We start from the raw sequence: 19773 nt of genomic DNA, 5'->3' as shown, positions 1-19773 counted from the left end.
GCTATACTGCCGAATCGTTAATATTTTTTCCTAGCAACTACATAAGTAATAGTACTTTCCCAGGTGACTGTTTGGTTGAGTAAGTGTTGGATAAAGAGTTGCTCTACAACCTTAAGTTCTTCTGGTTGTAAATTCTTAGCTAAACGGTCAGCATAACTTGGTCGAGTGGTATTGCGAGCAAACAAGCGATTGAGGAAGCTTTGCGTAACGTGCATTTGAGTTATATTTGGCTCAGTTTCAATTTCGACTGCAAGACCTCCAATTTCAAAAGCCATTTCCAAATCATCAGCATCCCAATCAAGACTTGAGTCTGATTGTCCATCGTAAATGCGTTCTTCAGCAACCCCTAACTTTTCATAGAACCGAACGCCAACCTTCTTCGGCTCGAGCAAGCGATAAAGCCTTTGCGTGTGGCGGGGTATTGTTTCTGCCAGTACCACCATTCCTTCTGGTTGCAGAAATTTTGCTAAAGTTTGTGCGACAGTGACCCGATCGACTTCATGCATCAAAATATTTCTGCCGATAATTCTGTCAAATTTTACGTTAGGTGTATTTGCTCGTAACACGTCAGGTAACTCGTTTAAGGTTGCTTGTAAAACGACAGGACGTCTGAGTTCTGGTAGTGCGGTTGCTTGTTCGAGTAATGCATTGGCGTCTTTTGCCGTCCGAACACAAGCATAGACTCCCCCCTCTGGTGTCGAGCGTATGGCTGACCAAGTCAACAGCCCGCTAAGAGCATTCAAATCCAGCACGAGGTGATGGCGCTGAAGTTGAGCGTAAGTGAAAATTTTATCGCGTATCGTACCCAATCTTTCCCCGACTTGAGATAAGGTACGCTGCAACCAACGTTCTGATGTTTTGTCTGGAGGACTGCAACTTAGAATTTCCTCATGTTGTCCGGCAATCCCTTCTACTAACGCTGCTAATTGAGCTTCGCGCTGTCGAGCAACCTGAATGGCAATTTTCTGCTCGTAGCCTTGGTCTGATGGTTGGTAAAAGACCTGTCCTTGTAAGCTGTTAGGTAAGTATTGTTGAGCAACCCAATGGTCTCGGTAGGCATGGGGATAAAGATAGCCAGACCCATGCCCAAATCCTTGCTTATCGCGGTTAGCATCCTTAAGGTGGTTTGGGACTTCACTCGCTCGCTCTCGTTCAATGACAGCCAAAGCATCGAAAAACCCCATCACTGTGTTTGACTTTGGTGCAGTTGCTAGATAAAGTGCGGCTTGTGCTAGGTGATAGCGTCCTTCTGGCATACCCACGCGGTCAAACGCTGACGCACAAGCATTGACCACTACTACTGCTTGGGGATCGGCGAGTCCTACATCCTCACTAGCCAAAATGAGCATTCTCCGAAAGATAAAGCGCGGGTCTTCCCCAGCGTAAACCATTTTTGCTAACCAATATAAAGCAGCATCGGGGTCGGAACCGCGCAAGCTTTTGATAAAGGCGCTAATGGTATCAAAATGGATATCCCCTTCTTTGTCGTAAAGGACGGCACGCTGTTGGATGGATTCTTCCGCAACCGCAAGGGTAATGTGGATAGTACCCGATGCATCAGGTGGTGTTGTCTCTACTGCCAATTCCAAAGCGTTGAGTAAAGAGCGAGCATCCCCATTAGCAACATTTACTAAGTGCGATCTAGCGTCGTAGTCAATTTGCACTTTCTTTTTACCGTAACCTCGTTCCGGTTCAGTGAGTGCTTGTTGGAGAACTCGAGCCAAATCTTCATCTGTGAGGGGTTTGAGTTGAAAAATTCGCGAGCGACTAACCAGGGCTTTATTGACTTCAAAGTAAGGATTTTCTGTCGTTGCACCAATTAAAATGACAGTCCCGTTTTCTACCCAAGGTAAAAGTGCATCTTGCTGGGATTTGTTGAAACGATGGACTTCATCTACAAAAAGAATTGTGTGTTGGTTGTGTTTTTTCAGTGTTTGTTGAGCAATATCAATGGCTTCCCGAATGTCCTTAACTCCAGATAAAACGGCATTGATGGCAATAAAATGAGCGCGAGTTGTGTTGGCAATCACCCGTGCTAAAGTGGTTTTCCCCGTTCCTGGCGGTCCTGAGAAAATGAGCGATGACAATTGGTCTAGACTAATAGCACGTCTTAGAAGGCGTCCCGGTCCCACAATCTGGTCTTGTCCGATAAATTCATCTAAAGTGCGGGGTCGCATTCTGGCAGCTAGAGGAGAATCTTTGTTAAATAGGTCCATAAAAATTCAAGAAGTAAAAACGGGTGCGTTAAGCACTATGAACGGCTTGCGCTGAAGCGATAGGCTGGGTACGGCTTGCACCAAGGGCGATCGCCACTTGAGTTTTCTTCCACCAATAACGTTATTGGTAGCCACCAAGTTATGATGGTTCTGCTTGCATTAATGCTTCCAACTGAGTCAGCAGCTTTTCTAGCTTTGCTTTCTTCTTTGGGTCATTCCAAACCATGGGTTTGGGTGGTGCCACGTACCCAGAATTATTCTCCTCTGGTATTGGGGCACCTTGGTTTGGAGTAATCTGCCCTGGCTGTTGAGAAATTTCCTCTGTCTCCAACTGCCAAGCTTTGGTTTCTCGTTCTAGCGAGCGTTCTAAGTTTCGATTCAAGCGAATCCCCTGGATGCGCTCACGCTTGCTATTACCAGTGAGCGCTTTCTCTGTCTGCTCTTTAGCTTGGGTGACAATCTGTTCTACTTGGGCGTGAAAATCTGCTTTTTGCTGCTGCTGGCACGTTTTAGCGGCAACATTCGCTTGTTTTTGTAACTCAAAGTAGTCAACAGCTTCATACCAATCTCGTCTCTTGAATGCCTTTTCGGTGTCGATGAGGTGGCAGGACACTAGACACTTACCACCATTGAGACGCAGGTATATGGTGTCAAGCCGACGGGGCTCGTAGGCAATGGGAATTTTCCATCTGCCCTCTGCCCTAGCCTTCACAAACCATTGCTCACGCAAAGCCAGCTCACAGGTATAGAACAAGCCTTGATAGTTGATACCTTTTGGGGTGACAGCAGCAGAGGCTGTAGGAAGGAGGTTTAAGCGGACAATTTCAGGTGTCATCTTACGTAGATGACCACCTCGGTTTCTGACTCCCCAGTTCCAGAGTTCCAGAGGGTAAGGATCAACGTAATCCTGAATCATAAATTCGTCCATTCGATACCAGTCCATCCGGTGATATTTGTTATGGTCAAGGACGCAGTAAATCATCAGCTTGCGGAACTGGTGGAGATCTAAGACTGCATCGAGTCGATAGTCCTTGTCACCCCTTTCTTGGACCTGGTTGACAGCCCCTGGTATCCAGCGAATCATCTTGTCATTACTTAAGCGAAAGTTTCGCTCGACAATGCCTTTCCAATCCGCTCGGTAGGGAGGCGTGTTAGATACTCGCACGTTGAGGGCATTTACCAAATTGTCAGCATTATAACCATAAAGTTCACCTCGGTCTGCCAAGATTGCTTCGCTTAGGTGATGGCTAGGCCAGTCAGCTTCATCAATTTGAATTCCATACTCCTGACAAAAAGCCACCTTATCCGCAGTGGCATTTTCGAGGGCTAACATTGCCCCCAGCCAACTGGGACCTTCCAAACTGACACTAAAGCCTGTGATCAGTCGGCTAAAGGTATCTATGACAAAGTAAATTACAGGGCGACCTACAATCCGATTTCGGTCTAAAGAACTCACTAAATAAATGTCGCCGATGGTCGCGTCAATTTGGTAGAGTGACCCAGGACCAAAAGCCATAGAGGTTGAATCTCCCAGTACTGCTCGATGACGTAGATTAAACCGACGCTCACCTTCTCGCGAAATTTTTTCCCGACTGATATCACGCTCTTTTTCGTACCAATAGCGAAACTGGGCAAATGTCGGCAGTTCTTCTGCAGGTGGTAAAACGGGTACCAATACCCCGTTTTTGATTTCATAACCCTTATGAAAAAACCGTTCCAGCGTCAGTTGAAAGGCTTCTGTTAGAGGTCTTCTAAGTTGATTTTCATAAAACAATTTGATGCCTCGGCGAAATCTTTCCCGGATCTCACGATCAACATTTACTCCAAGCTCGCTATGCGTCACAATGGAGAGCGAGCTTGGACGACCACGCTTACGACCATGACTTTGCCGCTCAATACCAGGTCCGCCGCGCTTCTCAAACAAGGGGAGAAGAGCATTTTTCATCTGTCCCCCCTGCCAGTAACGCCGTAAGTAGCTGTAAATTGTTGCCTTTGTCCGTCCTGTACGTTCTACCGCCGCCAAGACAAGCGAGCCCCGCGAGTTCTTATTAAACACACCTTCACCTTCAAACAGTGGAGCAATGACTGACCACGCCCGATCTCTATACTTTCTGTGACTTTCGGGAATTGCACTCTCAGGACACAGCAGTGTGGAATAGGGGTCAACTTCCAGGATGCGGACAACTCTTTGTGTGAGCGCTGCCTCCAAATCCTGACATTTTTGCCATATTGGAAGAGCTTTTGAGTTGTTAATTTCAATCGTTACCACGTCGGTAACAGACGGGTCAATCCACAGCACACGCTCAATGCGAGCTTTAGCCTCAGCATTTTGCCATTCTAGTAGCATATTCACGCACAGGCTCATTCAGCACCCCCTAGTATCCTGGAAACCTCCGTGATTGGAGTAGCTAAAAGCACTAATTGCTGACTGGGTTGGATGGGTTTGTTCATGTCAACCTGCCACTGTCGATTAGCTATTAGATGCCGAGAAACTGACAAACTAGTACCAGGAAAAAGACCCAATTGGTCATCGCACTCGGCAGTCATATCAGCCAGTGCCTTACTATCAATGGTAATCCTCAGATTTAATGTGGTAGCAATTCGATTAATCTCTGGCTCTGTTAGGGGCGAGAGATCTGTTGTCTTTTGGAAAGGATGTAGCCACTCAACATTTTTCGCCAGTGTTTCTGGAATTTCGTGTTCGGTGACAATCCCCCAGTCGATATCTCTTTTAAGCCAGTAACGGCGTTCAATTTCTAACTTTTCTAAAGTTCGCTCCGACAGCAAATCTTTTGCTAACTTAATTGTGCGAGCCAAGTCCTTTACTCCAATAGGTTGGTGCATAGTAATCAGGAAATCTGTTGTCATCACAACGGGTTGCTGAGTTTTTGGGTCTAGTGGGTGACGAATGCCGCACTGTTGGGCAATAGCTATAGTTTCCGACAAGGGCAGTAGTGGATACTGCTCTCGGATGTCACAAACCTTCGGCGACCATTCGAGTACGTAAAAATAGTTAAGTTCAAGGTTGCTCAGCAAGTGATGAACCCTTGTGGTCTTCCAGCCCTTAATTCGCGTCACCAATCCCCGAGAGGGTACGTTTTGAACCAACAGCCAAGGCTTGTAGTCAAAGCCAGTACCTTGACCACGACCTTCTTTAATTCTTTTATCTACGTCAGCACCTTTTGAGACCCTGTTGCGTTTAGCCATACAGTTGGACCACGCATGAGTATCACTTTATATTATTGAACTTGAATTGCTTAATAAATAGATAAAATAAAGTGTTTTTAATTCATACTTAAATTAAAAAACAGTTTTTGGCTACTTACCTTAATAAATTAAGCATATGACTTTTGAGCTTGAGAAATTGCTTGACGATACTGGATGGCAAATCTTGTCCATCCTCCAACAGGAGGCTCGCATTTCTTTCAAGGAACTCGGACAACGCGTAGGACTTTCCTCGCCCGCAGTCGCAGAGCGGGTAAGGAAGATGGAGGAAGCCGGCATCATCACCAGATATCGAGCTGAACTGAATCTGGAGAAACTGGGTTTGACGCTAACTGCTTTTATTCAAATCAACTCGGTCGGAAAGGAATGCGTTGAAATTACTACCTTAGCCAAGCAGCTTCCTGAAGTGCTCGAATGCTACCGGGTCACGGGGAGTGTCCGTTACATTATGAAGGTGGCTGTCTCCTCTATCAAGCATCTGGAGACTCTAATGGATCGGTTGGTGCCCCACGGGACTGTTACCACCTCGGTTGTGTTATCTGCACCAGTAAACAGACGCAGTATTGAACAGGAACTAGCAAACCCCGTAGCTCCAAGCGAATATTTATACTAGGCTAGAGCACACAGTTAGTAGAATCAGTTCCGAGTGACCAAAGCTTAGATAATAATCAGGTCAGTTTAACTAATTATTCTCTAGTTTAACTAACTATTCTCTGGTTCAACTAACTATTCTCTTTGTACAAAAAATATTGGGAGCGACAGAATGAGGTTTTCAGCCTTTACCACTAAAGAACTTTATTGTCTGCGTACAGCTAAGTATGAGCTACCCGTGTTTCTTTCCTTGCTTCCCAACTCTTTGTGCTTTCTCCCTGATTTCTTAAGAGCTATAGTATAAGCTATTTGCTTCGATTCTCAACTTATTTTTTATTTTGAGTCAAAAATGCTGATTTTTGATGAGTAATGCCGATATTGCGACTGCTTTAAGTATCGGTGAAGGCACTTTCAAATCTCATGTCAATCGGATTTTGAATAAATTGGATGTGAGCGATAAGCTGGGTACAGCTTGCGCTTCGCGATCGCACCCAAGCTGTGATTGTTGCCGTTAAACGCGGCATTGTCTGCTTATAGAACTTTCGATAGAACTTGGATTCTAACTTGAGTTAGAGGCTACCTTCTATTTTAAGAAGGAGCGGCGGCTCAATCAAATTACAGCCTAAAAATGTTAACTTATTGTAGACGACAACTAAAAGCCAATTGCTTATATTGAATTCATGTGGATTGAGCAAGTGAATCGCAAGGTTCCAGGCTTGATACAGATGTAGAAAGACGATCGACGACCATAGTTCTAGTTCTTTAGTTGTGCCAGCTTCAACCCAAGATCGCAGTCAAGGTGTGCTAAGTGCCGCCGTGGTGTTAGTGAGGTATGGGGATTATCAATGTCCTAAAAGTGCAGCCGTTTACAAGCTGATTAAAATCATTCGGCAAGAGCTTACGGTTTCTTTTAACATATTCGCGGAATTCCCCACTTTCTTACAGGGTGGGGATGGATAGCGCACAAAAATCTACTGGGTGAATGCCTTTTATTTTTGTAATTTCTTTTTCAGTGACTGAGGACAATTTTATGAAATCCAGTCCACGATCAACCAAAGATGATTTTAAGCAATCTCGGTCTACTGACAGTGGGGAGATGAATCAAAATCGCTTCGACTTTTGTCAATAAAATTTAGATGCGTTTACCCTGGGATTTGGAATAATCTGGAAAAACTATTCATGAGAAAGTTCATTCTTCGGTTAGTTATTATCGTTCTGGTTGTCAGTGTGCTTGTTGGCTCTGGTTGGCTGAATCGCGCAACTCCTGCTTCAACCTGTGACATCGCAACTCGCTCTACCCAAATCGAGAGTGGAACGCTTTCCTATAATCAAGCAGGGACAGGACAGCCGATTTTACTGCTGCATGGATTATTTGCCGAGAAAGAGCAGTGGAATGGCATGATGTGCGAGTTGGCTAGAGCAGGCTATCAAGCGATCGCACCCGATCTACCCGGTTATGCCAAGAGTACTGGATTTACCGTGAAAGACTATGCGCTAGAGACTCAGGCAGCCCTCCTGCACCAGTTTACCCTTGCGTTAAAGATTCAATCCCTTGATGTTGCAGGTAGCTCAATGGGGGGCACGATCGCAGCTCTTTACAGCCAGCTTTATCCCAACCAAGTTCGCAGCCTTGCCTTTATCGGTTCACCGCTAGGCATAACGAATTGGGCAATTAGCGTCAGGAAATCGATTATTGAGGGCATCAATCCCTTTATTCCGATTACCAAAGAGCAGTTCGATCTAGAAATCAGTCTGCTTTTCGTGACGCCTCCTACGATTCCGGATGAGGTCAAAACCGAGAGAGTGAACGATTATGTGAATCGTAATCGAAATTATCAGCAGACTTGGGACATTGTGAATCTTTATGATGATGTGCTTTGTCAGTTGCCTCACAGTCGGGTTCCGACCCTGGCAATTTGGGGTCAGGAAGACAAAATCTATGATATTCGGGATGTCGAGCGCTCACATCGCTGTCTTCCAGGGAGTCAAATTATTCAATTACCCAAAGCAGGACATTTGCTGTTGATCGAAAACGCTCAGGAAGCAGCATCGAATTATCTTGGTTTTCTGAAAACAATCAAAAATCGATAGACGAATCAAGCATTCAGCAATTAAGCTTCGGTGTCGAGGAATTGAATCTTAGCCAGTTGTTGGCTAATGTCCTGAACCTTAGGTTCAGGAATCGCCGTGATTTCATTAGACTTATCATTGACTTTAAGTTGTCCGAGTACTAAGCGATGACTAGAAGCCCATGCACTCACCAGCGTCAGAGGTTTCTGTTTAGTTTCCCGGTCGTAGGAACCACGCAAGGTTTTTCCATCTATGGGATGGTAAAGGCGTGAATAAAAACGTCAACCATGCTCAATGCACGCAATCGATCATTGATTACATTGTTGATAAAGACTTAACCGATATCGTCCTACTAGGACATAGTTTCGGTGGCACAATTATTATGAAAGTTGCCGAAGCAATTAGCGATGGCTTCGCCGGCCAAAGGCAACGCATTCGACGGCTCATCTTCTTCAATGCCTTTGTCCTCAACGATGGAGAGAGCCTTAGAAATAACGTTCCACCGCATCTTCAAACATTACTCGACGAGCTAGTTAGAGAATCAAACGATCGGATGATGATTATACCTTTTGAGATGTGGCGAGAAGCGTTTCTGACTCCTCTGTAATATCCGAGCCGAGTTCCGTTGCCACCACACCAGGAGAGATAGTGGTCACACGGATTTTTTTTTGATTCCTGGCGCAGTCCTTCGGAAATTGCCCAAACGGCATACTTGGTCGCGCAATAAACTGCACCAGTAGGCACTACCATATGTGCGCCAATGGACGCAGTATTGATAAATCCTGAGATCGGCTAATGACTAAACGGTAGCTGGGTGGAATCTTTTTAGAACTTTCGATCACTTCGATTCTGGGAATCACTTGTGAACTGACTTGAGCCAGGGATGGAAAATTGAACAGTAAGAGTACGCCGAACAGAATTGTGATTGCGATTGTGGTTGTAGTTGTGATTTTGGTTGAAAGAATCTTTCCGTTCATTAGAAATTTTCTGTGGCTTATGGTTGTGTAATGTTCTGTTGTTTCCAGGGAAGCGGGGATCGATAGGGGTTTTCGTGCATATCCAGGACTTCCCAGGTTGTTGGGTTGACTCGCCCTGTAACCATTTGTGACATATTAAGATTAAATGACTTTTGTCAATTCGTAATTATCCTGAAAAATAAACCAAATACGAGGTATTTAATTCACGTTTGTACTGATTTTTCAGCGCTTGAATAAATGATCGGTCTAAATCTTAAGCGATCGCCAGAGCGAAAATTGTGTTTTCAAACCGTATTTTTGGCTCAATTTTAAGCACTACTGCTTATTGACAAATTGTTCATGACCTTAACCTATCACGAATGCTGTTAGACAAACTCCCAGCGCCAGATATAGGAAAGTAAACAAGGTAAATTGTTTTATTCTTTGTAAATAAAGCTCAGCGATAATCTATTCCTAGGTGGCTGACATGACTCAGCCGATGAACAACAATTAGATGATTACCAGCCCCAGAAGATACTGCCACCAGCGGTGACTACCTCGCCGAGCAGCCTCCACATAAGTTGCGTTTTTCATGAGAATACATCCTGACTTTTGCAGATGATTTACGCTGCATTGCTAGTTTCAGCCTTGACTTCGGCTGGAATTACGAAAGCTCTTAATTCGACCATCTTGTCGCCACGAAACCGCCAGATGTCGCAGTACGAGTAATGAGCCACTTTCCCTTCTTCGTCCTTGATTGTGAGATCGCCGAGTGCCGTGACGAAATCCCCCTCAGCTATTAAGTTCGCAACGATATTCAAAGGCGGTTCCACATACTCCGTTGCCATCCATTGGCGAACGGCTGCTTTTCCTTTCAGGATTCTGTCGCCGACAAATGTCCATTCCGTATCGTCGGTGCAGAACGACAAGAATCCTTCATAGTTGCCTTGGGCGATCGCCGCGTTTGCCTCTTCTAAGATGGCTTTATTTTTGTCTGACATTTGAATTTCTCCTCTATTCAAGTTGTCTTTGTTTTAACTAACTTGGAGTTTAGTAAGTTCTAACACTCAACTTTGAGTATACTCCAGCGCAATTCGATCCCAATGTCCTAAATTGGCTGCTGCTTCATAAGTACTTTGAAAAAAAGCAAAGAGCATTGCATCTGGATCATCAGCTTGTCTCACGGCTTCATAGGGTAAGATAAACTCTTGCATCTCTGAGCTATAAAAAGCTTCTCTGGGTTGGATTGGGTAATTTCGAAACCCTTCCGGCGTAGGGTAAGCGTAAGCGTAAAAAACAGGCTCCACAATTGACCCACCCCCTGGCCAAAAACCACAGCTACTGACTTCGTGTGAATAGGCTTCTCGTGTGACCCAATCTGCCATATTCGGAACTCCCCCTGGGTGTTCTGGCGCACGACGACCAGAAAAACGAGTCACAGCCAAGTCAAAGCTGCCCCAAAAGAAATGTACAGGGCTGGATTTACCAATAAACTGAGAACGGAATAAGGTCATGACCCGATCGACTTGCACAAGAATTCGCCAAAATCGTTGTGCATATTCCGGATCGTAAGCTGTGTGTTGATAGTCCCGATCAAACGGGATTGGTTCTGACACTTCTTGCGGCATCGTCCAGATTCGGACTTCGATGCCGATGTTGCTCAATGTAGTTAGCACCATTTGGTAAAAATCTGCCACAGAGCGAGGAGACAGTGCAATTCTTTTAACAATGCCGTCGCTAGTATCGATTTGTAGTTGATGGTCGAGAAAATCAAAGCTAATTTGAAAGTTACGAGTTCCGCAAGGGATTGAAGCAGTTGTTAGTCCACGCGGTGTGACATAAAAAGTAGATTGCCACCAGTGATTGAGTTTAGGTGCCAGTGCCAACCGGATTTTACCGATGACTTGCGTCCATAGATGGAGAGTTGCATAGGTATCTTGCCAAGCTGCTAAGGGCAAACTGGGCCAAACGATGTCAATGGAAGTACTTTGATTAGAAACAGGCATGAAAATCACCTACATGAGGAGAACATGTTGAAGAAATGAGAAAGAAATCTAGATGAAATCAAAATCGCTATCAATGGTCTTTTCCCTGTTCATCTGCAAAACACCATAACCACTGCTTCATGACGCTGCTTGATATTTGTTACGATAATTGGTCAAATTCCGATCGGTTAGCGCCCTTGTTTCGGGGATAAGCGATTGTCTGTTGTTCATCTCAACCATCAGCTAGTCGCGCCCTGCCGCAATCATCTTTTCTGCCAAGCCGACCGGGTTGGAAAACATCACCTCATGACTACCGGACATTTGCACGAACCGAAATAGTCCCAAGCGGCTAGACATTCTGGGATGCCAACCCCAATCGCCTTGAGGAAGGACATTATCTTCTGTACAGTAGAGGTAGCTTTTGGGGATGCGCAGCGAGTAAAACTGCTTCAAGTCCAACTTGTCAAGCCACGGTTGATACGGTTCAGGTGATAATCGTGCGTAACTGGATCGAGCTAGTTCGAGGTCAGCATCATTGAGAAGCACTTCTCGCCACATCTCAAACGGCATCACCATCGTACGATCGTCCGATTCTCTAGCTAGGGAGTCAAATAACGCTTGACAACGCGGCGGAATACTATCTCTGAGGCTTTCACCATCATTGAGGCAATTTTGTTCCAACTTTTATCAAATCGGCAGCCTTTTCTCCAATCATAATTGCCGATGCATTTGTGTTTCCTGCGATCGTAGTTGGCATAATCGATGCATCAACAACTCGTAACCCTTCAATCCCCCGTACCTTGAGTTGAGGATCGACAACCGCCATTTGATCGATACCCATTTTGCACGTCCCAACAGGATGCCATGCTGTACCGCACGTTTGCCGAATATAATCTTCGATTGCTTTGTCGCTATGCACGGAACTCCCTGGAGCAATTTCCTCACCCCGAAACTCATTAAACGCATCGGAGTACACAATTTGACGCAAAATTTTAAGTCCTTCAACCATCAGTTGCATGTCAGATTCTTTCTGAAGATAGTTGACCCAAATCAACGGTGGGTCGAAGGGGGAGGAGGAACGTAGTCTTACACTACCACGACTTTCGGGACGGGTGATGTAAAAGGAAAGGGTGAATGCCGGACCTTCACGTGCATAGGCAGGATCGACATATAAAATCGGAACAATTGTAAATTGCAAATTAGGTGCCGCATCTAAATTATTGTTGGTATGCAGAAATAACCCAGCCTCTCCCCCATTACTACTTGGCGCAAGGGGCACGTCCTGAGTAGACTGGTAGGCAATAACAGCAAGTGGGTGATCTTGAAGATTCAGGCCGACACCGGGCAAATCAAAAACTACAGGAATGCCTACTGCCCGCAGATGTTCAGCTGGTCCAATTCCAGAAAGCATGAGCAGTTTAGGAGAATCGAAGGTGCCAGCGCTCAAAATCACTTCGGAGTTGACCCTAACTTGATACTCCGTTCCGTTTTGAAAATACACTACCCCTACCGTGCGCTTTCCTTCAAAGAGTAAACGAGTCACCAATGCTCCTGTTTGAATAGTCAAGTTGGGGCGATCTTTAATCGGACGTAGAAATGCCACTGCTGTACTTTGGCGCTTGCCATCTTTCACGGTCACTTGGTAAAGTCCTGCACCTTCCTGCTGTACGCCATTAAAGTCGGGATTTTGCTCATAGCCCTGTGCGATCGCGGCTTCCACAAAGCGTTGCGACACTTTTGCAGGAGAGAGTGGATCTGTGATGCTAAGTGGTCCATCAACCCCGTGAAATAACGATGCTCCTCGCTGCTGGTTTTCCGATTTCTTGAAGTAAGGCAAGACATCCTGATAACTCCAACCAATATTACCTAATGCTTGCCAGCTATTGTAGTCACGTTCATTGCCTCGTATATAAATCATGCCATTAATCGAACTGCTGCCGCCCAAGACTTTACCGCGTGAAGATAAAATTTTGCGGTTATTTAAGTAAGGTTCCTCTTCAGTTAAGTATGCCCAGTCCACTTCCGAGCCTAAGAGTGTAGTAGGCCACACTGAGGGAACTTGAAGTTCTGGCTTGGTATCAGGACTACCCGCTTCGAGCAGCAATACTTTAGTATTAGGGTCTTCTGTAAGACGGTTGGCAACAACGCAGCCTGCTGAACCGGCACCAATCACAATATAATCAAAAGCAGCATTGTGATGGTATGTAGTTGTCATAATTTCTCCTTTTCAGGTCATTGTTTGTTGAATGAGTAGCTAAATAACGGAGTAAACCGGAGTCAAACACCATCATTTCTTCACTTTCTAGGCTCACTCCGTAGTCGCTTCCAGTAGCAAGCGGATCGTAGACCCAACCACTTGGAGCGTAGTTCGGTAGGAACCATTAGGCAGTCTACCCAAGCCTAGTACAATGAAAGTGAGAGGTTGCAGATTCTCGTTCTAGTTTCATTGCACACCTAAAACATTACTGTTCTAGGCTTTCTCTCGTGCAGAGTTAGCCTGATACTTTGTACCTGTCCTAAACACGAGATTAGTTCTGTGTCGCAATATTGCTTTTAGCGCTATGTTACGTGCAGCGTTCAATCCAGAATGAGCAATGTAGCCATTAACCGTCCCCACGAAGTTAGCCCCTTTTTCATAAGACTGGAAATCAAACAAGGTCTTCGGGAATTCGTTGCTACGCCAGACCGGATTACCCCAAGGGTCAAATCTCGATGTATTACGAGGGTTAACCCTTGTTGTGAGGATGCCGTAGTCTTGGTAAGCTATTCGACTTACTTGTCGGTACACCGACGATTTTAACCAGTAAGCTCGTTTCTGGTTTGAACGACGGGAATATTTGCCACGAATCGGTTTGAGGTTGCCCAAATGTTCAAATGCAATAACTGAACAACCCCAAGTTTTTGCCAACTCAACAATTTGTCTGGCGTAGGCTCTACCCAACTCAACCTCCCGGTTGTGCAAGTTTTCCCACATCTTTGATGCAAAACCTTTGTGGATAGTACCCGTCTGCTGCATCTTTTTGGCTATCCTTCCTAGTTGTCGCTTCCTACGCTTAGTGTGGCTTGTTTGTTTGATGAAGTGACGTGTGACCTCAAACACCTCGCCCTTAGCGTTGACCTCTAGGACAGAACATATAGCAATATGACGATCTAAATCCATGTCTACACCCAAGACTCTCAAAGAGTCTTGAGCCATAATTGTTTTAATTCCTCCCGTTGCTGGAATATACTTTTGTAGCGGAAAAACGATGTATGCCGCATTTCCTTTTACTACTACTAATGGAGAACCTTTTACCCACTCGGCATCTACTAGGGGTGCAAGGTATTGGAATTTAACCCACTTCCACTGACCATTAACTAGTATTTTGAGTATGATAGACTGCCCATCGTCCTCTTTCCATACCCCAGCATCAAAGCTAGGAGAGAAGTTGAAAGAACGAGGCTGTAGTGGCGGTCTATGATGTTTTTGCTGATTGGGACGATTCAACCACTTCTGGTAGTTGCTATTCCAGGACTGCCAAGCACCAATAGCTTTTCTGATAGCAGCACGACGAAATTGCACAGGAAATCCGTTAAAGGGGAATGGATATACAGTCTTCGACCCTATCGTTAACTTTTCATAATATCTCCATCCCCCATCTTCCGCAACAGGTATGTTGACACCTGACGGATGAGTGTTAACTAGTGCGAAGTAAAAATGTACAACCTCGTTAAAAGCTGCCTTGGTTTCATTTAAATCAAACCCATTCCGCTCAAGTTTACATTTAACGCTTTTAGTTGCAATCCTGAAACCTTTCTTTTTCTTCAGCATTAGTTATCACCTCCCTTCTTGCTGTCTGCTATCTTATTAGTATATCTGCACCTAATAAATCATGCAACCAAAAAAAGGAAAAAAGAGAATAAAAAACCAACCCGTTTTTTATGATGAAATGAAGGAGAGACATATGATAGTCGTTACTCCTACAGTATGGAAAAAGCTACAAGCTTTGGCAATTGACTCAGACCTTAGTGTTAGTGAGTGCTTGGAGCGTATTGTCAGAGATATAGACTCTGATTGACTCCATTTGACTCCACGATTCTCTTATCTAGTAGTACGACGGCGACATTAGTGGGTTGGCGATCGCAAATTCTGCTGCTAGTCACGTCCTGCCACAATAATCTTTTCTGCTAAACCAACCGGGTTAGAAAACATGACCTCGTGACTACCGGGCATTTGCACGAACCGAAATAGTCCCAAGCGGCTAGACATTCTGGGATGCCAACCCCAATCGCCTTGAGGAAGGACGTTGTCTTCGGTACAATAGAGGTAGCTTTTGGGGATGAGCAGCGAGTAAAACTGCTTCAGGTCTAACTTGTCAAGCCACGGTTGATACGGTTCAGGCGATAATTGTGCGTAACTCGATCGAGCCAGTTCGAGGTCAGCGTCGTTGATAAACGCTTCTCGCCAAATCTCAAAAGGTAGCATCACCGTACGATCGCCCGATTGTCTCGCTAGCCGATCCGATAACGCTTGAGAGTGCGGTGGGGTGTTATCGTTGAGGCTTTCACCATCATTGAGGACAAAGGCATTGAAGAAGATGAGTCGTCGAATGCGTTGCCTTTGGCCGGCGAAGCCATCGCTGATTGCTTCAGCAACTTTGGCAATAATTGTCCCACCGAAACTATGTCCGACTAGAACGATATCGTTTAAGTCTTTACTCACAATGTAATCGACGATCGATTGCGTGCATTGAGCATGGTTGACGTTTTTGTTCACGCCTTTGCCATGTCCAGCGATCGTGGGCGCAAAAGCATGATGTCCCTTTGCTTCTAGTTGATCGATGACTGCCTGCCAAGCAGAACCATCATGCCAGGAGCCATGAACTAAGACAAAAGTTAACATAGAATCCCTCCTTGTAGATATGATTTGAAAATCAACCTCGTCTGTTCTCTTTTGAAATGGGTTAGATTCAAGTACTAATTAGAGAAGATGCTTGTAGCCGGATGCGTTTATGCCTCGTCTATAGCGCGGTTGCAGCACAATCGATGAGCTTGGCAACAGCATCTGCATGGGCAACCATCACAACATGGGACGCGCCATTCACTACAGCAGTACTCATGATGGCTCCTAGAGAGTTTCAATGAACATTGACTGAAAACGATGGCTGGGTTTTCTAAGATCGCGATCGATCATCCCTAGCAGTGAGATTTGCATGAATCAGACTGGTGCATAAATCGTTTCGTCTTCTTTGCGCCAAGCTGGATCAACTAGACAAACGAAAACAAGGAGTTCGTCGCCGTAGTTGTGAAGGAACTGGATGGCATTTGGAGGAATGTAAACCGCATCGCCTGGTTCAATGCGGCGAACTTCGCTATCGATCGACATTTCGCCAACACCGCTAATGATGTAATAAACCTCAGAAGTCTTTAGAGAATGGGGAATCGAAGTTTCGCCAACAGGCAAGATCGCATACGCCAAGCTGTAACGCAAGTTGATGTCTTGTTTGTCAGGATGAAGCAGTTCGCGCAGAACAGTTCCATCTCCAGCGATAATTTCTTCACAGTCGTTTAGTTTTTGGATCAGCATACGTTTAGGTTTGCAATTACACAATCGGATCAAGTTCAGGATCTGTGAATTTCGGAGGAGAAAGGGTCACTGATTATTTCTGCTGAAGAAAGTCCAGCAACACGGGATTGACCCGATCGGCGTGAGTCCAGTTGATCGCGTGTGGTTCACCAGGAATGACAACCAGTTGACTGTTTTTAATCAGTTTTGGAAGTCTTGCTGCGGTGGACTCCAGTGGCAGAATGCGATCGCTATCTCCATGAATAATCAGAGTCGGCACATCAATGCGGGGCAGATCATCGCTATTACACCTCGAACTCCGGCCGGTTCGGAGCGATTTTGATGGTCCAAGTCCCCTTCTGGCTGAAAGTGCGAGCGGTCGCGAAAGTATCCTCCATGAACTGAAAGTACACGATCTTCCCGTTGCGCACCTTTGCGTGGATCGAAAACGGTGACGTCACCGCCTTGCTCAGCGAGACCGAGCGATACGTGAACCTGCCGAACACAGCAACGTTCTCGCCTTCACCGAAGAGGGCGGTAACGGCGAAGTCCTCGATCGTCCACCATTTCTCAACCCGGGAGAACGTATCGATGAACGCTTGAGGACCTTTAGAGGTTCCCGTCCAAGGCAAGATTTGCTTCAGTTCAGGGTTGTCGAAATTCAGGGAAATGTATGTTGCGTCCTCCGCGACGAGCCGACGGGCAGCCGCCTCGACCTTTTCGGTTGCCGTATTTGCCAGAAACTCTTTGATCACTTCGGTCGGTTGGGTACTCATGGTAACGATTCCTTTCTTTAGTTTTGTGGTGGTGAGGTAAAAGACACTTTGGACATCATCATCAACTCCTAAGTTCTCTTTGTCTTAGTTCACTTGAGTGTAGTCAGTTCCAACACTCAACTTCTTGCAGATTCTTATGGAGTTTCTTATGGAATTAGCGAACCGATTTCAGTGTCGCTTTAGTGAGTCGCTTGAAGTGCTGTGTCAAACATTTCGCACTGCCTTTCGACTACTGCGCTACATACCCGCCATCTACCATCAACGTTTTACCTGTTACGAACGCTCGATCTATAACCAGGATGAGTAACGATTCTGGTTGTAGGAGCCGGGTTTGAACATTGCTCTAATTCACACGATGAATTCGATGCCGTACTTGGGTGCTACTGCCAAAATTCGCTTGATCGCTTCGGGAGTAGCTGGGCGGGATGGCGGGTTTGGGTATTGATGTTTGCTGGCTCCTACACTTAGTCGCGCTCGATTAGTGTGTTTGAAGGTAAGTTGGGATCGATCGCCTTAATGACTTGCAGCAATCATGGTTGCCATCAACTCCGTCGTGTTCCAGTGCCCGGTATACTGAATTCCATTGATAAACAGGGCTGGGGTAGTCGTCACTCCACTCTCTATTCCGCCTTCGATATCTTCATTGATGCGATCGACATGCACTTGTTTATGCAAGTCTTTGAGAAATTGAGGAATGTCAAGCCCTAAATCATTGGCGTACTCGACAAGATAACCGTTCTCCAACCTTTGTTGATGGTCAAATAAAGTATCGCTCATTAACCAAAACTGTCCTTGGGCGGCGGCAACTTCGGCGGTTTGGGCTGCCCGTTGCGCCTGGGGATGAATCTGAATCTGTGGAAAATGACGGAAGATGAAGCATAAATAATCTTCTCCAAAAGCAGCACTAAGCTCTCGTTTTATCGCTTTAATCATCTTGTAAACGTTCGCACTTCTAGAGCATTGATAGTCTCCATACATCACCAGCACTACCTTGGCACTCAACACACCTTGAATCCAATCTTGGGCTGAAGGCGGTACAAGTAAGGAACTGCGGCTACGATCGTTGTTCATCTTTCTAAATCTGCATCAAGCATGGAACTTTGCAATTAACTTGCTCAATTCATTGCCTGGATGACTGTTTGCATAAATTCAATATAGGAGATCGCCTTCAAGCTGTCGTCTATAGCGAGTTAAATTTTTTACAGTGCAAATTGATAGAGTAACCATGCCATCGCAGAGTAGAAGGCTAGCTATAACTTAAGTTAGAATCGGGCGCATCGATTCGTTTAAGAAACCTGAGTTCGACGTAAGCCCCTAACGGGTGCGATTTGCCCCCGTTAAGCATGAAAGAAACACACGAGAGCCACAGAGGTGGAAGTAGTAGGGTTATACTATATATTGTGTCCCGAAAAGAAAACCGTAATTTTCAGTGGTGCTAAAAGCGCCCGAACGTAAGCCTGGTTCTAGGTGCTGCGATTAAGACATTGGTGAAGTGGCGTGAGTCGCTATCCCGTGAGCGGAGATTGAATGATTGTATCCACCTAGATCGGGGCACATATTTTTCTTAATTATTAAATGCGAGTGTAAGGGGGAAAAGAGATGCTACCAACTAAGCCCCAACTCCAGACGGAAAGTTTGCAAAGCTTAAAGCAAATCAACCTGAATGCAGCAGGAATCGATATAGGTGCCGATATACCAAAAACGGTTTAAAATCTGACTTTTCAAAAATTGCCAAATCGTAGGGGCGCGGCGCAAGAGCGCCCCTACAAATGCTATGAAACCTTTCAAAAAAAGAACAGTTGTTAGCCGTTCACAGTATACCTGTGGACAACTGGCGGCGAGTATGCCGATCCCGGAGTGGACTACTACGAACAAAAATATCACGAACGTATGGTGAACCAACTCAAGAAAAAGGCTCAATCTCTTGGCTTTGAACTTGTAGCACCGCCCTCTGTGACTGAGTATGTTTCTTGAAAGAAAAAGCCTAAAAATAAAGCAGAGCAGGGGTTGTAACAAAAAACAGTTACTTAATTCAATATCAATAAGCTTTAATTAATGAGAATTAACCAGGTAAGGTCGTACTCAAAAAAGTAAATGAATTTGTGAGTAAATCAAAATCTCCTTCTTGATAGTACAAGACAACTATGAGCTCGGCACTGAAAATCAGGCATATAACCCACCTTCCGCACCCTAAAGTGTCACACTACGAATTTTGGACGTTTGAGGATTTGGGGTTGGCGATCGCCATCGCTTATTTCTTCATTCTTGTATAAAATATATCTTTTTCTGTTGATAAAAATCCAAAAAAACCGATTGTGACAGTAGGGGTGCGGAATGGGGGATATAAGTCACTGAGCAAGAAGGGACTTTTGTGGTTCTTGAGCGGAATTCTATTGATTTTATCCGAAT

18 protein-coding genes and 4 pseudogenes are annotated in these 19773 nt (G+C 45.2%); 6 read left to right on the top strand and 16 right to left on the bottom strand.

What is annotated here, in order from left to right:
• Window positions 1–17: 17 nt before the first annotated feature.
• The 4 genes from F7734_RS10830 to F7734_RS10820 are packed head-to-tail and all read right to left on the bottom strand — an operon-like array spanning window position 18 to window position 5423.
• Window positions 18–2216, bottom strand: a complete 2199-nt coding sequence (locus F7734_RS10830) for an AAA family ATPase (protein ID WP_155744667.1) — start codon at window positions 2214–2216, stop codon at window positions 18–20.
• A 6-nt stretch (window positions 2217–2222) separates the two neighbouring features.
• Window positions 2223–2351, bottom strand: coding sequence for a hypothetical protein (locus F7734_RS65200; protein WP_279239693.1), 129 nt, complete (start codon window positions 2349–2351; stop codon window positions 2223–2225).
• A 4-nt stretch (window positions 2352–2355) separates the two neighbouring features.
• Window positions 2356–4581, bottom strand: a complete 2226-nt coding sequence (locus tag F7734_RS10825; RefSeq protein ID WP_155744666.1) for a Mu transposase C-terminal domain-containing protein — start codon at window positions 4579–4581, stop codon at window positions 2356–2358.
• The gene (locus tag F7734_RS10820; protein ID WP_155744665.1) at window positions 4578–5423 is read right to left on the bottom strand and encodes a TnsA endonuclease N-terminal domain-containing protein; all 846 of its coding nucleotides are present in this window, start codon (window positions 5421–5423) and stop codon (window positions 4578–4580) included. Before F7734_RS10820 ends, F7734_RS10825 begins: the two co-directional genes overlap by 4 nt.
• Before the next feature lie 136 nt (window positions 5424–5559).
• Here F7734_RS10820 and F7734_RS10815 point away from each other — a divergent pair, with 136 nt between their 5' ends.
• From F7734_RS10815 to F7734_RS10800, 4 genes and pseudogenes are all read left to right on the top strand, one after another.
• The gene (locus F7734_RS10815; protein ID WP_155744664.1) at window positions 5560–6054 is read left to right on the top strand and encodes an Lrp/AsnC family transcriptional regulator; all 495 of its coding nucleotides are present in this window, start codon (window positions 5560–5562) and stop codon (window positions 6052–6054) included.
• 340 nt (window positions 6055–6394) lie between these two features.
• Window positions 6395–6569: pseudogene (locus tag F7734_RS10810) on the top strand (LuxR C-terminal-related transcriptional regulator); the annotation flags it as partial.
• Window positions 6570–6770: 201 nt separating this feature from the next.
• Window positions 6771–6944: pseudogene (locus F7734_RS10805) on the top strand (disulfide bond formation protein DsbA); the annotation flags it as partial.
• A gap of 267 nt (window positions 6945–7211) precedes the next feature.
• A complete protein-coding gene (locus F7734_RS10800) occupies window positions 7212–8123 on the top strand; it encodes an alpha/beta hydrolase (RefSeq protein WP_155744663.1) in 912 nt (303 codons plus the stop codon).
• Window positions 8124–8206: 83 nt separating this feature from the next.
• Here the strand turns inward: F7734_RS10800 and F7734_RS10795 are convergent.
• Window positions 8207–8356 (bottom strand): annotated as a pseudogene (locus F7734_RS10795) (ISAs1 family transposase); the annotation flags it as partial.
• Between the two features lie 128 nt (window positions 8357–8484).
• On the opposite strand from F7734_RS10795, the gene F7734_RS63310 reads away from it, so the two are divergent.
• Window positions 8485–8709, top strand: coding sequence for a hypothetical protein (locus F7734_RS63310; protein WP_243146798.1), 225 nt, complete (start codon window positions 8485–8487; stop codon window positions 8707–8709).
• Here the strand turns inward: F7734_RS63310 and F7734_RS63305 are convergent.
• The 10 genes and pseudogenes from F7734_RS63305 to F7734_RS10730 form a co-directional block, all read right to left on the bottom strand.
• Window positions 8696–8882: pseudogene (locus tag F7734_RS63305) on the bottom strand (SDR family NAD(P)-dependent oxidoreductase); the annotation flags it as partial. The gene F7734_RS63310 and the pseudogene F7734_RS63305 overlap by 14 nt on opposite strands.
• 799 nt (window positions 8883–9681) lie before the next feature.
• Window positions 9682–10059 carry a nuclear transport factor 2 family protein gene (locus F7734_RS10780; RefSeq protein ID WP_155744662.1) on the bottom strand — a complete coding sequence of 126 codons (378 nt, stop codon included), beginning with the start codon at window positions 10057–10059 and terminating at the stop codon, window positions 9682–9684.
• Between the two features lie 66 nt (window positions 10060–10125).
• Window positions 10126–11064, bottom strand: coding sequence for a DUF5996 family protein (locus tag F7734_RS10775; RefSeq protein ID WP_155744661.1), 939 nt, complete (start codon window positions 11062–11064; stop codon window positions 10126–10128).
• 222 nt (window positions 11065–11286) lie between these two features.
• Window positions 11287–11619 (bottom strand): salicylate esterase, encoded by a 333-nt coding sequence (locus tag F7734_RS10770; protein WP_243146797.1) that lies wholly within the window; start codon window positions 11617–11619, stop codon window positions 11287–11289.
• A gap of 82 nt (window positions 11620–11701) precedes the next feature.
• Window positions 11702–13258: a GMC family oxidoreductase N-terminal domain-containing protein gene (locus F7734_RS10765; protein WP_155744659.1), complete on the bottom strand. Its 1557-nt coding sequence runs from the start codon at window positions 13256–13258 to the stop codon at window positions 11702–11704.
• A 255-nt stretch (window positions 13259–13513) separates the two neighbouring features.
• The gene (locus tag F7734_RS10760; RefSeq protein ID WP_155744658.1) at window positions 13514–14854 is read right to left on the bottom strand and encodes a hypothetical protein; all 1341 of its coding nucleotides are present in this window, start codon (window positions 14852–14854) and stop codon (window positions 13514–13516) included.
• A 324-nt stretch (window positions 14855–15178) separates the two neighbouring features.
• Window positions 15179–15925: an alpha/beta hydrolase gene (locus F7734_RS10750; protein ID WP_155744656.1), complete on the bottom strand. Its 747-nt coding sequence runs from the start codon at window positions 15923–15925 to the stop codon at window positions 15179–15181.
• Between the two features lie 315 nt (window positions 15926–16240).
• A complete protein-coding gene (locus tag F7734_RS10740) occupies window positions 16241–16633 on the bottom strand; it encodes a cupin domain-containing protein (RefSeq protein ID WP_243146796.1) in 393 nt (130 codons plus the stop codon).
• Between the two features lie 49 nt (window positions 16634–16682).
• On the bottom strand, window positions 16683–16868 hold the full coding sequence (locus F7734_RS10735; protein WP_347566161.1) for an alpha/beta hydrolase: 186 nt from the start codon (window positions 16866–16868) through the stop codon (window positions 16683–16685).
• Between the two features lie 25 nt (window positions 16869–16893).
• The gene (locus tag F7734_RS10730) at window positions 16894–17364 is read right to left on the bottom strand and encodes a nuclear transport factor 2 family protein (protein ID WP_155744655.1); all 471 of its coding nucleotides are present in this window, start codon (window positions 17362–17364) and stop codon (window positions 16894–16896) included.
• 148 nt (window positions 17365–17512) lie between these two features.
• On the opposite strand from F7734_RS10730, the gene F7734_RS10725 reads away from it, so the two are divergent.
• Complete coding sequence (locus F7734_RS10725; protein WP_155744654.1) at window positions 17513–17671, top strand: hypothetical protein; 159 nt, start codon at window positions 17513–17515, stop codon at window positions 17669–17671.
• Window positions 17672–17877: 206 nt separating this feature from the next.
• On the opposite strand, the gene F7734_RS10720 is transcribed toward F7734_RS10725, so the two are convergent.
• Window positions 17878–18435 (bottom strand): DsbA family protein, encoded by a 558-nt coding sequence (locus tag F7734_RS10720; RefSeq protein ID WP_155744653.1) that lies wholly within the window; start codon window positions 18433–18435, stop codon window positions 17878–17880.
• Window positions 18436–19773: the final 1338 nt, after the last annotated feature.

It is taken from the genome of Scytonema sp. UIC 10036 (assembly GCF_009725235.1).
Note: the sequence above shows the minus strand (reverse complement) of the source record. Positions and strands in the feature narration are given on the sequence as shown.

Bases quoted from the DNA above. Each gene is read 5' to 3' on its own strand.
- F7734_RS10830 (WP_155744667.1), bottom strand. From the start codon at position 2,216: ATGGACCTATTTAACAAAGATTCTCCTCTAGCTGCCAGAATGCGACCC.
- F7734_RS10825 (WP_155744666.1), bottom strand. From the start codon at position 4,581: ATGAGCCTGTGCGTGAATATGCTACTAGAATGGCAAAATGCTGAGGCT.
- F7734_RS10750 (WP_155744656.1), bottom strand. From the start codon at position 15,925: ATGTTAACTTTTGTCTTAGTTCATGGCTCCTGGCATGATGGTTCTGCT.
- F7734_RS10720 (WP_155744653.1), bottom strand. From the start codon at position 18,435: ATGAACAACGATCGTAGCCGCAGTTCCTTACTTGTACCGCCTTCAGCC.
- F7734_RS10815 (WP_155744664.1), top strand. From the start codon at position 5,560: ATGACTTTTGAGCTTGAGAAATTGCTTGACGATACTGGATGGCAAATC.
- F7734_RS10725 (WP_155744654.1), top strand. From the start codon at position 17,513: ATGGAATTAGCGAACCGATTTCAGTGTCGCTTTAGTGAGTCGCTTGAA.
- F7734_RS10820 (WP_155744665.1), bottom strand. From the start codon at position 5,423: ATGGCTAAACGCAACAGGGTCTCAAAAGGTGCTGACGTAGATAAAAGA.
- F7734_RS10800 (WP_155744663.1), top strand. From the start codon at position 7,212: ATGAGAAAGTTCATTCTTCGGTTAGTTATTATCGTTCTGGTTGTCAGT.
- F7734_RS10760 (WP_155744658.1), bottom strand. From the start codon at position 14,854: ATGCTGAAGAAAAAGAAAGGTTTCAGGATTGCAACTAAAAGCGTTAAA.
- F7734_RS10775 (WP_155744661.1), bottom strand. From the start codon at position 11,064: ATGCCTGTTTCTAATCAAAGTACTTCCATTGACATCGTTTGGCCCAGT.
- F7734_RS10765 (WP_155744659.1), bottom strand. From the start codon at position 13,258: ATGACAACTACATACCATCACAATGCTGCTTTTGATTATATTGTGATT.
- F7734_RS10770 (WP_243146797.1), bottom strand. From the start codon at position 11,619: ATGGTGATGCCGTTTGAGATGTGGCGAGAAGTGCTTCTCAATGATGCT.
- F7734_RS63310 (WP_243146798.1), top strand. From the start codon at position 8,485: ATGAAAGTTGCCGAAGCAATTAGCGATGGCTTCGCCGGCCAAAGGCAA.
- F7734_RS10780 (WP_155744662.1), bottom strand. From the start codon at position 10,059: ATGTCAGACAAAAATAAAGCCATCTTAGAAGAGGCAAACGCGGCGATC.
- F7734_RS10730 (WP_155744655.1), bottom strand. From the start codon at position 17,364: ATGAGTACCCAACCGACCGAAGTGATCAAAGAGTTTCTGGCAAATACG.